We start from the raw sequence: 11,050 nt of genomic DNA, 5'->3' as shown, positions 1-11,050 counted from the left end.
CTGGGGGTCAAGTGGTCGCAGGTTCAAATCCTGTCAGCCCGACAGAATCAGGTCTCTGACCTCGTAATACGTAATCTGCGCTAGTGCATTAATGTACGGCGAGTCCGCGATTGTCACAGGATGTCGGTGGGTGTCACCGCATGCATGTGCGAATTCGTCAGTCCTGGGCGCTGGACGTCGGCTGAGCAAAGCTTCGGGCCGCGAGCGTGCCGTTTACAGCAGCTTTCGGCCTGTGCGCCCGGGCGGCGCGGAGTACCGGGGGTGCGGCACAGGGAAACACCCGATTTTTCCTTGGCCATCGATCCCTAGCGTTGGTGCGCAGTAGATCAGACCGGCAATCTTGCCGGAGGGAGGACAGTTTGATGATGATTTCGATGACGAAAGACAAACGGGTCGGTGCTCAGATAGCGGACGCGCTGCTCCTGATGGCGGAACCTCTCAAACGAACAGCCTATTGATGGGTATCGCGATGCTGCGCCTGCACTGCTACCTCGCCGAATGGTACCGATCCGGGACCACCGAAGACGACGTCGACCGCACCGCCGCCGCTCTTGAAAGGGCTGGCGCCGCGACGAATTTCGAGGGTTCACCGGTGGCGCTGATCTCGTTACTGGCCGTACCCACCGACGAGATCCTGTTCGGTGTCTTCGCCGCAGACTCGGAACACCTCGTCGCCGAGATCTGCGACCGGGCCGGCATCCCAGCAAATCGGCTCACCGCCGCGGTCGACGCCCACGTCGCCAAGAGGGCCTCTCACGACAGCTGAGCGCTCGCGGACTCTTGCTGGGCTACAACACTTCTCGACTGTCCCGAGACGACCAGCGTGTGCACGAGCCAGCCGACGCACCGATTGTCGCAGTTTCCGATCCCGCTTCGCGGCCATCATTTGGCGATATTGTTCATTCCATGGGGGACTCACCGGAGAACCTGTGTCGAAGGGCGCTCCCTCGTCGACCGCGCTCATTGCTGTCGTGACCGACCAGCATCAGCTGGCAATTGCCGACTTCCTGACCTCGGCAGCTGCGAATCCCTCGGGTTTGGTGCTGGAGGGCGAGGCGGGGATCGGCAAGACCACACTGTGGCTGACAGCCGTCGAGCAGGCCCGCGAGCGTGGATTCCGGGTGTTGTCGGCGCAGCCGGCCGAGGCCGAGTCGGTGCAGGCCTACGCCGCACTGGCCGACCTGCTGGACGGCGTCGAGCCAGCAGCCTGGGCAGACCTGCCTGAGCCGCAACGCCTCGCAATCGACCAAGTACTGATGCGCACCGACTCAGGCACCCCGGCCACCGATCAGCGCGCGGTGTCGGCCGCATTCCTATCGGTCATCAACCGTCTCGCGGATGGTTCCCCGGTGTTGTTGGCGATCGACGACCTGCAGTGGCTCGACCCCTCCACCGTGCGGGTTGTCGAATTCGCGGTGCGACGGCTGACGGGACCAGTCGGGATACTCGGCGCCGAGCGCACCGATCCTGCTTCTGGAACCACGGTGTCGTGGCTGCGATTGGCCCGTCCCGACGCGATGCGACGGATCCAGGTGCCGCCGATGACCCTGGGTGGGCTGCACGCGGCGCTCTCCGAACGGCTGGGCCGCACATTTCCACGGCCGACCATGACACGGATCCAGGAGATCTCGGGTGGAAATCCCTTCTACGCAATCGAATTGGCCCGCACACTGCAAGATGACGGAACCCTATCCGAGGCGGCATTGCCCGGCACCCTCACCGAGTTGGTCCACGCCCAGATCCGAAGCCACGGCACCGACGTGCAAGAGGTATTGCTCGCGGTCGCCTGCGCCGCCGCGCCCACCGTCGAGCTTGTCGCCGGCGCCACCGGTCGCAACGCCAACGACATGGCCGCACTACTTGGGCCGGCGGAAGCCGACGGCATCATCGCGATCGTCGGACACCGGCTTCGATTCGCGCATCCACTGCTGGCCCGGGGTGTCTACAGCGGTGCGAGTCCAATACAGCGCCGGGCGATGCATCGGCGGCTCGCCGGGATCGTCGAGGAACACGAGCTACGAGCCAGGCACCTGGCATTGGCTTCCACGACCGCTGATCTGCTCACGCTGCGGGCGCTCGATGAGGCCGCCGAGATCGCCTTCCGACGCGGGGCACCCGCGGCCGCCGCTGAACTGCTAGATCTGGCACGGGGACTCGGCGGCGATACCTCTGAGCGCCGAATCCGCTCGGCACAGCACATCCTCGCCGCCGGCGACTCGCCGCGAGCCGTGTCCATCCTCGAAGCGGCCATCGCGGACATGCCGCCAGGCCCATTGCGGGCCACGGCACTGAACCTGTTGGGGCACGGACACACCTACCACGACGGAAATGTCGAAGCCATCAAGTGCTTTGAACGCGCATTGGCCGACGTCGGTGACAACCTCGCTCTGAGGGTGCGGACCCTGACTGCGCTCGCAACCATGTTGGGCAACGCGGCGCGATTCGACGATGCCCGGCGCGCCATCGACGACGCGGTCTTACATGCCACGCGCCTGGGTCGTCCCAATTTGCTCGGTCGAGCGTGCAGCGTGCGCGTCGAATTGCAGATGCTGCAGGGAGAGGGCTACGACGACGACGACATGCAACGCGCGCTCGAACTCGACGACCGCGACGGCGACACCCCGGCGTTCATGCGGTCGCGGTTTCACTACGGGTTGACGCTCTCGTGGACCGGACAGCTCGACCAGGCTCGGGCGGAGTTGGCCGCCATCCGCCGACGCTGCGCTGAGCGCGGCGAAGAAAACGAATTGGCTTGCATCTCGCTCTGGGCCGTTCAGGTCGAGATCTGGCGCAGCGACTTTTCTGCTGCTGCGGCGCTCGCCGACGACTCTTATGACCGGGGTCTGCTAGTTGGCGGAGACGAAATGTTGGGTCTCTCCCGGCTCAACAAGTGTGTCGTCGCTGCCTACGCGGGCCGGGTTGACGAGGCACGCAGTTTTGGTGCGGAGGGGATCGCCGCCTGCCAGCGGTACGGCGGGCTTGCCGTTGCGGCGTGGGGGGTGATGAGCATCGGCTTTCTCGAAGTGTCGCTCGGCAACTACGAGGCGGCGCTGGCCACCCTGGCACCGCTGATCCTGACCCAGAGCGCAACGCCGGCGGCGACCGAAATCTACCTCGCCTGGTTCGTTCCCGACGCCGTCGAATCCCTGATCCAGCTCGGCCGCGTCGATGAAGCTGAACCGTTGGTCGAGCGGCTGGAAAGCAACGGTCTCCGACTCGACCGCCCATGGATGCTGGCGATGGGTGCCCGTGGCCGGGCCATGCTGCTGGCCGCCCATGGCGATCTCGACGGCGCGAATGCGGCTGCGCGACAGGCGATGACGGAACACGACCGGCTGCCGATGCCCTTCGAACGTGCACGTACGCAACTCGTTGTTGGTCAACTCCAACGCCGAGGACGCCAACACGACGCCGCGGCGACAACATTGCGCGAGGCAGTGCGGGCTTTCGAGGAGATGGGGGCCACGCTGTGGGCGCAGCGGGCGCGCGCCGAATTGGACCGCACCACTGTCGGCAGCCGCCGCGACTCCGCCCTCACCCCCACCGAACAACGTGTCGCCGAGCTCGCGGCCTCGGGAATGACCAACCGCGACGTCGCGGCCGCGCTGTTCATCAGCCCGAAGACCGTCGAGGCCAACCTCTCCCGGATCTATCACAAACTCGGCATTCACTCCCGGGCCGAACTCGGCCAACGCCTCGGTCAGCCCGACGGGGGTCGGGCATAGGGAAACACCCGATGAATCGGTTACTGGCCCGACTTAACGTCGGGAAATGGGCAGCGACCACCAACTGACATCCGTGAATAGCACTGATTACGACGTCATCATCATCGGGTCGGGTTTTGGAGGCTCGGTATCAGCTCTGCGCCTGAGTGAGAAGGGCTACCGAGTCGGGGTGCTGGAGCAGGGCGCGCGCTGGCGCCCCGAGGATTTCCCGCCGAATAACTGGCACCTCCGCAGATGGATGTGGCGCCCGCGCCTTGGGCTGATCGGCCCGCAGCAGCTCACCGTATTGAAGGACACCTTCATCATGTCGGCTGTCGGCGTCGGCGGAGGATCGCTCATCTACGGCAACACTCTCTACGAGCCGCTCGACCAGTTCTTCAACGACCCGCAGTGGGCGTCGATAACCGACTGGAAAGCCGAGTTGGCGCCGTACTACGACCAAGCCAAGCGCATGCTCGGCGTCACTACCAATCCTCGACTCACTGCCGCCGACGACGTTCTGAAGGCTGTCGCCGACGATCTGGGTGTCGGCCACACCTTTCACCCCACCGAGGTCGGAGTGTTCTTCGGTGAGCCGGGTAAGACCGTGCCCGACCCGTACTTCGGGGGTGTGGGACCCGACCGCGCCGGCTGCACCTTCTGCGCGCAGTGCATGACCGGCTGCCCCAACAACGCGAAGAACACCATGGAACGCAACTACCTGTATCTCGCCGAACGGGCAGGTGCGCAGATACATCCGATGACGACGGTCGTCGACGTGCGAGAGAAGCCAGGCGGTGGCTACCTGATCCAAACCGTCCGCAGTGGGCGCTGGATCCGCAAACAGCGGCGGATGTTCTTCGCTGACCAAGTGGTGTTCTCCGCGGCGGCCCTCGGAACACAGAACCTGCTGCACCGGTTGCGCGCCGGCGGATCACTGCCCAGCATCTCGCCGCGACTTGGTGAACTGGCCAGAACCAACTCCGAGGCGATGCTCGTCGCGACGTCTCGCACCCGCACAGACTTCGCGGAAGGTGTAGCAGGCACGTCATCGATCCACCCGGATGCCAACACTCACGTCGAGGCGTTTCGGTCCGGCAAGGGCAGCAACGCACTTGGCGTGCTCGGTACGACGCTGATCGACGGCGATCGACAACGTCTTGCGAGGTGGGTGCTGACCAACCTGCGTCACCCGATCGAGTTCGCGCGGCACTTCAATATCCGGCGGGCCTCTGAGCGAATGGTGGTGTTTCTTGTCATGCAGGATCTGAACAACTCCCTCACCACCTACCTCAAACGGGGGGTGTTCGGCACGAAAATGACCAGCAAGCAGGGTAAGGGCGAGCCAAACCCGAACTGGATCCCCGCGGCGAACGACATCGCCCGCCGCGCAGCCAAGAAGCTCAACGGTCACCCGGCCGGCACGATCGGCGACATCGTCAACAAGCCGATGACCGCCCACTTCATCGGCGGGTGCCCGATCGGCGAATCACCCGACACCGGTGTGGTCGACCCCTATCAGCGTCTCTACGGTCATCCCGGCCTCCACGTGATCGACGGATCGACCATCACCGCCAACCTCGGCGTGAACCCGTCCCTGACCATCACGGCCCAATCCGAGCGCGCAATTGCGTTCTGGCCTAACAAGGGCGATAAGGACCAGCGCCCGGATCTTGGTTCGACGTATCGGCGGATTGCGCCCGTCGCACCACGGCACCCCGCGGTTCCCGAGACGGCGCCAGCGGCGCTTCGCCTGCCGATCGTGACATTAACGCGAACACCAATCTGAACGGGATCTCGGGAGCCGACCTCTATCACGCCTGCGACGTGGGCCTCCTGGCCACCGTCCGAGCCGAAGTGGGTGCCGAGCGGCCCGCGTGGTGCCTGGAGTGCACGACGTCGAGACGTCCCGGCAAACGGTCCAAGAACTCTTAAGTCGCTCCGAGCTGGCGCAGACGTTGTCACGGCCTTGTCACAACTGGGTGCGACTTCGCAGAGTCGACAGGGGACGGCTTGAGACGGTTTGGACTGGTCACGCCGGGTCGAGAACCACTGCGAAACAGCGTAATTCAGTCGATGTCCGACTGGGGGTCAAGGGGTCGCAGGTTCAAATCCTGTCAGCCCGACCGATGTTCTTGCAGGTCAAGTCGATTTCGGAGTCATCCGGGATCGCCTTTCCTCGTACCCGGCGAGGTAGCGCAACGGTCATCAAAAGCGTGTTCACAGCCCCAGTGCTCTGCTTAAGCCTTCTATAGCAGCGCGGGCTGCGTCGTCGGACGTGTGCCCGTAGGTGTCGCCCGTGACGCTGATTGAGGAATGGCCGAGCAGATCAGCGATCGCCTTGATGTGTACGCCCGACTCGAGCCACGCGGTCGCAACGGAGTGCCGAACCGTGTGAACACCAATTACGGAGAAGCCTGCCTTCTTCGCGGCGACCTCAACGGTGCGCAGGATGTTGCGTGCGGCGTGCGAGTGCCCGTGGCACGACCACCGCGGCCGGATACCGGTGTTCGGCATGCACTCAGAGCGGCCACTGCCGCGCTTTTAACGTTCAGGCTTGCCGTCCACGATATGCGTTGTTGAAGAGCCCGCCGCGCCGTGTTCGGTGATGAGCCTTGGTTCGGGAGGCCCGCCCGAGTCATCTGGAGGATAAGTGCACTCACCGTTGAGCCACACTTGACTGGGCTTGCAACTGTGGGCGACGGCGACGGGTGCGCAGATCATTGCGGATACCGCAAACCCTGCGCCAGCAGCCAAGAGTGCAGCGATGGTTCGTGATGTGGGGCGCATATCACGGCGCTTTACGCTGTTGGAGAGTGGCGTATTAGCGGCTAGACCTTGTGCCATGAGGTTCCCCCTGTCCCTGTCGGGGTTTCCCTTCCGACGAGCTGCCGGTTATCCCATTATCGGCTGTGAGCTGGCGCAAAGCGTAGGTATCGGACTACTTCAATTTTCTCCGAACGGAGCCGCAACTGGACAGGTAGATCGAGCCGCCACCTGTGGGAGTCAGACGTCGGGCTAGTTGAATCGGTTCCGGGCAGTTCTCGAGGCCGCGGGGATTGCTCGTCCCAGTAGCGCAACAGATAGCGCAACTGACACCGATTCATGGGTGTTCGCGAATGTACGCCGGCGTGCAGACACCGAGTCCTAGCAGCGATTTCAGCCCACGCTGAAGTAGCGCGAGTGGGCGTTCTCGCCGGCGATGAACCGCAGCGGACGTGGCGAGATGGCGGCGATCTGCGTGATTGGGTAGTGCCGTTCATCGCCGCATTTGCAGGTGAAGCGATTTGTGGCGCTATGAGGGAGTCAACGTTGGTACACCCCACACAGGTCAGCACAAGCGACCGCCCGGTGCCAATTCGTCTGTGCCACAGCTGGATCCACGTCCGGCTAGCGCGCGGTGTAGCCGCCGTCGACGGGCAGCGCGACGCCGACGACGAAGCTGGCGCCGGGACTGCAAAGCCACAGCACGGCGGCGGCGATCTCCTCGGGTTCGCCGAGTCGATTGATGGGTTGGCTGGCGACGGCCTCGGCGAGGTCGAGTTCACCGTTGTCGATCATGTCGGTAACCATGGGCGTGGCGATGGTGCCGGGGCACACTGCGTTGATACGTACGCCCCTTGGTGCGTATTCGAGTGCAGCACTGCTGGTCAGCCCAAGCACCCCGTGTTTGGAGGCGTGGTAGGCCGCCCGCCCGGGAATGCCGACCAGTCCGCCGAGCGAGGAGCAGTTGACGATGGCTCCGCTGCCCTGGCTGCGCATCTGCGCCAGTTCGTGTTTCATGCACGCCCACACGCCACGCAGGTTGATGGCGTTGACCCTGTCGAAGATCTCGGCGGGTTCGTCGGCGGCGTCGCAGGGCGGGATCTGAACGCCGGCGTTGTTGAACGCCATGTCCAACCGTCCATACGTCTGGACGGCCGAGGTCACTGCCGCGGCAACGCTGTGCTCGTCGGCGACATCGCACTCGACTCCGAGCACTTCGTGTCCTGCGTCGTTCAGCTCCTTTGCGGCGGTCTGCACGGCCATGGCGTTGACGTCGGCCAGGATCACGGTTGCGCCCGCCTCGGCGAAGGCGCGGGCGGTTGCCAGTCCCATGCCGGAGGCTGCGCCGGTCACCAGGGCGACCTGGCCGGTGAAGTCGTAGGTGGGATTCATGGCCGCAGTAGCACCTTCGTGGCCTGGCGGGTGTCCATGGCGCGGTACCCGGCCGCCGCCTCGTCCAGCGGCAATTCGAGGTCGAATACCTTCGCCGGGTTGATTTTCCGTTGCCAGATGCGGTCCATCAGGTCGGGTAGGAAGCGGCGGACGGGCGCCGGGCCGCCATGCAGGTGCACATGGGACATGAACAGGTCCTCGCCGGCCAAGCTCACGTCGTGGCTGACGCCGACGTAGCCGACGTGGCCGCCGGGCCGGGCCGAGCGGATGGCCTGCATCATGGCTTCCTGCGTGCCGACCGCCTCGATGACGCTGTGCGCGCCGAGACCGCCGGTGAGCTCCTTGATCCGTTCGACGCCCTCCTCGCCGCGTTCGGTGACGATGTCGGTGGCGCCGAAGTCGCGCGCCAGTTGCTGGCGAGATTCGTGCCGGCTCATCGCAATGATGCGGTCCGCACCGAGCTGCTGGGCGGCCAACACGCCGCATAGGCCGACCGCACCATCACCGACGACGGCCACGGTCTTGCCGGGCCCGACCTCCGCGGCGACGGCGCCGAACCACCCGGTGCCGAGAACGTCGGAAGCGGCCAGGAAGTCCGGGACGAGGTCGGCGGGAGGGACCTCGGGGGTGGCCACCAGGGTGCCGTCGGCAAGCGGCACCCGCATGCGTTCGGCTTGTGCCCCGCCGGCGGTGCCGAGGATCTCGCGGTTCACGCACGACGTTTGATAGCCGGCCCGGCAGATCTCGCAGGTGTTGTCCGATGCGAAGAACGAGCCAACGACGAACTGCCCCGGCTTGATTGTGGTGACCTCGGAGCCGACCTCCTCGACGATGCCGACGTACTCGTGACCCATCGGGATGGCGTCGGCCACCGCGTCGGTGCCGCGGTAGGGCCACAGGTCGGACCCGCAGATGCAGGTCGCCGACAGCTTGATGACGGCGTCGGTGGGCTTCTGGATCGCCGGCTCCGGCCGGTCCTCGACCCGCACGTCGCCGGGGGCGTACATGACTGCGCCACGCATGGCAGCAACTCCTTCTCGTGGTCTGATGTTCGTGAACCCGGGGCCTGTCGGGCCGCTCATGGGGTGCAACGTCCATGGAACACTTGTTGATGCGCGCGGGGGAGTCACTGGTGATGGATGTACTGACAGTGCATCCCAGCGGCCTTGGGAACGACGTACCGTCGAAGGCGTGGACAATCGAACCGAGGTCCGCGAGTTCCTGACCTCGCGGCGAGCAAAGATCACGCCCGCGCAGGCCGGCTTGCCTGAGGTCGGTCAACGCCGCGTCAAGGGGCTGCGCCGCAGTGAGGTGGCTGCGCTGGCAGGGGTCAGCATCGAGTACTACGCCAAATTGGAGCGCGGTTCGCTTGGCGGCGTGTCGGCCTCGGTGCTCGACGGCTTGGCGCGCGCGCTGCAACTCGACGATGCCGAGCGCGCCCACCTCTTCCACCTCGCGCACGCGGCCGATGGGACGAGTGCGGGTATGCGCCCGCGTCGCCGGCCCAGCGCTCGGTGGACGCCCAGACCGGCGCTGCAGTGGGTACTCGACGGGATCCAGCCGCCCGCGCTGATCCGCAACGGCCGGATGGATCTGCTGGCCACCAATCACCTCGGTCGCGCCATGCACGCCTCGGTGTACGACGCCGAGCCTGGCGGTGTGCCCAACTTCGCCCGGTACACGTTCTTCGACGACGACTCGCATCGGTTCTATCCGGACTGGGATACCGCCGCCGACACGTGCGTCGCGATCCTGCGCACCGAAGCTGGTCGCGATCCCCACGACAAGGCGCTGCACGACCTCGTTGGTGAGTTGTCGACGCGCAGTGAGGCTTTCCGCAGACGGTGGAGTTCGCACGACGTCCGGCTGCACGGTGCGGGGGTGAAGCACTTCCACCACACCGTCGTCGGCAACCTGGAACTGGCCTACGAAAGTGTCGACATGATCGCCGACCCCGGACTGTCCATGACCATTTACGTCGCCGAACCCGCGTCGCCCACCGCCCACGCGCTCGACCTGCTCGCGTCCTGGGCGAGCACGGCGATAAACCAACCCGTCACTGTCGAGCGATGACGCGGACGATCACCGCGATCCGCGTTGGTGTAATGCTGCCCGCCTTAACGCTTCTCGCAGCTTGCTCGAATCATGATCCCGCGATAGCCGGTGGTGATCCCACGTTTCCGAGCCCGTCCGCCAGCGATGTCGACCAGCCCCTCGACACCACGACGACGGACATCCGGATCCTCATCGAGGGACGTCCGGTGCGCGCACAACTCACCGATAATCCCACCGCCCGAGCGCTCGCGGACCGGCTGCCGTTGACGCTGTCCTTCCGGGACCTCAACGGTGTGGAGAAGATCGCGAAGCTCGCGGAGCCGCTGACCACCGACGGTGTACCCGACGGTGCCGACCCCGACATCGCGGACATCGGCTATTACGCCCCAACCCAGGACCTGGTGCTCTACTACGGCGACGTCGGCTACTGGAACGGCATCGTCCGCATCGGCCGCTACGACGACAGCCAGGTGTCTCACGTATGCGACCAGCCCGACGGCCTGCGCGTCACCTTCGAACGCGCCTGACCGTCGACGCTCCGCTGCCGACCGTGCGCTGCGCACGACCGAACAAACGACTCGAGGAGAATATGATGAAGAAGATGTTGTCGATAGCCGCAGTACTGGCTGCCGCCGTACCGCTCGGGCTATGGAAATCGACGCCCGGTGCATCGGAAGGTGGCGTCGGCGTAGACATCTCGCGCAATGACTCGAGGCCGGCCGGAGCCGGACCCGCCGAGACATTCACCGGCGACGTGAGCGTCAAACCGCTATTCGACGCCAACCCCAGCCGCAACTTCAGCTCGGCCGAAGTCTCGTTCACACCGTGCGCCCGGACCGCCTGGCACACCCATCCCGCGGGCCAGACGCTGATCGTCACCTCCGGGTCGGGTTGGGTACAGGAGTGGGGTGGACAACGACAGGACATCGCCGCCGGCGACGTCATCTGGACCGAACCCGGCGTCAAGCATTGGCATGGCGGCACAGCCGACACGGCTATGACCCACATCGCAATTCAAGGACTCGTCGACGGCACGCCTGTCGACTGGATGGAACATGTCACCGACGAGCAGTATCTGAAGTAGATGGAGCGCGGCCGTGAGCACAGCAGGTTGGGGCTCATCGCCATGGATG

9 protein-coding genes are annotated in these 11,050 nt (G+C 65.1%); 6 read left to right on the top strand and 3 right to left on the bottom strand.

Annotated features, from left to right (window positions below; translation table 11 throughout):
• Positions 1-457: 457 nt before the first annotated feature.
• The 3 genes from QOJ24_RS11030 (at position 458) to QOJ24_RS11020 (ending at position 5,493) form a co-directional block, all read left to right on the top strand.
• Entirely contained in the window at positions 458-766 is a 309-nt protein-coding gene (locus QOJ24_RS11030; RefSeq protein ID WP_526261030.1) for a hypothetical protein, read from the top strand.
• Positions 767-971: 205 nt separating this feature from the next.
• Entirely contained in the window at positions 972-3,725 is a 2,754-nt protein-coding gene (locus QOJ24_RS11025) for a helix-turn-helix transcriptional regulator (RefSeq protein WP_526261029.1), read from the top strand.
• Positions 3,726-3,798: 73 nt separating this feature from the next.
• The gene (locus tag QOJ24_RS11020) at positions 3,799-5,493 is read left to right on the top strand and encodes a GMC oxidoreductase (RefSeq protein ID WP_526261028.1); all 1,695 of its coding nucleotides are present in this window, start codon (positions 3,799-3,801) and stop codon (positions 5,491-5,493) included.
• A gap of 431 nt (positions 5,494-5,924) precedes the next feature.
• On the opposite strand, the gene QOJ24_RS11015 is transcribed toward QOJ24_RS11020, so the two are convergent.
• The 3 genes from QOJ24_RS11015 to QOJ24_RS11005 all read right to left on the bottom strand — a co-directional run bounded on the left by QOJ24_RS11015 (position 5,925) and on the right by QOJ24_RS11005 (position 8,884).
• Complete coding sequence (locus QOJ24_RS11015; protein WP_526261027.1) at positions 5,925-6,221, bottom strand: tyrosine-type recombinase/integrase; 297 nt, start codon at positions 6,219-6,221, stop codon at positions 5,925-5,927.
• Positions 6,222-7,094: 873 nt separating this feature from the next.
• Positions 7,095-7,862, bottom strand: a complete 768-nt coding sequence (locus QOJ24_RS11010) for an SDR family NAD(P)-dependent oxidoreductase (protein WP_526261026.1) — start codon at positions 7,860-7,862, stop codon at positions 7,095-7,097.
• The gene (locus tag QOJ24_RS11005; RefSeq protein WP_526261025.1) at positions 7,859-8,884 is read right to left on the bottom strand and encodes a zinc-dependent alcohol dehydrogenase family protein; all 1,026 of its coding nucleotides are present in this window, start codon (positions 8,882-8,884) and stop codon (positions 7,859-7,861) included. Before QOJ24_RS11005 ends, QOJ24_RS11010 begins: the two co-directional genes overlap by 4 nt.
• A 169-nt stretch (positions 8,885-9,053) precedes the next feature.
• On the opposite strand from QOJ24_RS11005, the gene QOJ24_RS11000 reads away from it, so the two are divergent.
• From QOJ24_RS11000 to QOJ24_RS10990, 3 genes are all read left to right on the top strand, one after another.
• A complete protein-coding gene (locus QOJ24_RS11000) occupies positions 9,054-9,935 on the top strand; it encodes a helix-turn-helix domain-containing protein (protein ID WP_526261024.1) in 882 nt (293 codons plus the stop codon).
• Positions 9,932-10,444, top strand: a complete 513-nt coding sequence (locus QOJ24_RS10995) for a cyclophilin-like fold protein (RefSeq protein WP_526261023.1) — start codon at positions 9,932-9,934, stop codon at positions 10,442-10,444. The genes QOJ24_RS11000 and QOJ24_RS10995 overlap by 4 nt, the downstream gene beginning before the upstream one ends.
• A gap of 65 nt (positions 10,445-10,509) precedes the next feature.
• On the top strand, positions 10,510-11,001 hold the full coding sequence (locus QOJ24_RS10990; protein WP_526261022.1) for a (R)-mandelonitrile lyase: 492 nt from the start codon (positions 10,510-10,512) through the stop codon (positions 10,999-11,001).
• Positions 11,002-11,050 lie beyond the last annotated feature (49 nt).

The organism is Mycobacterium sp., assembly GCF_032159775.1.
Taxonomy (GTDB): Bacteria; Actinomycetota; Actinomycetes; order Mycobacteriales; family Mycobacteriaceae; genus Mycobacterium.
Note: the sequence above shows the minus strand (reverse complement) of the source record. Positions and strands in the feature narration are given on the sequence as shown.

Excerpts from the sequence above, each read along its gene's own strand:
- QOJ24_RS11030 (WP_526261030.1), top strand. The coding sequence starts at position 458 with ATGGGTATCGCGATGCTGCGCCTGCACTGCTACCTCGCCGAATGGTAC.
- QOJ24_RS11015 (WP_526261027.1), bottom strand. The coding sequence starts at position 6,221 with ATGCCGAACACCGGTATCCGGCCGCGGTGGTCGTGCCACGGGCACTCG.
- QOJ24_RS11010 (WP_526261026.1), bottom strand. The coding sequence starts at position 7,862 with ATGAATCCCACCTACGACTTCACCGGCCAGGTCGCCCTGGTGACCGGC.
- QOJ24_RS11005 (WP_526261025.1), bottom strand. The coding sequence starts at position 8,884 with ATGCGTGGCGCAGTCATGTACGCCCCCGGCGACGTGCGGGTCGAGGAC.
- QOJ24_RS10995 (WP_526261023.1), top strand. The coding sequence starts at position 9,932 with ATGACGCGGACGATCACCGCGATCCGCGTTGGTGTAATGCTGCCCGCC.
- QOJ24_RS10990 (WP_526261022.1), top strand. The coding sequence starts at position 10,510 with ATGAAGAAGATGTTGTCGATAGCCGCAGTACTGGCTGCCGCCGTACCG.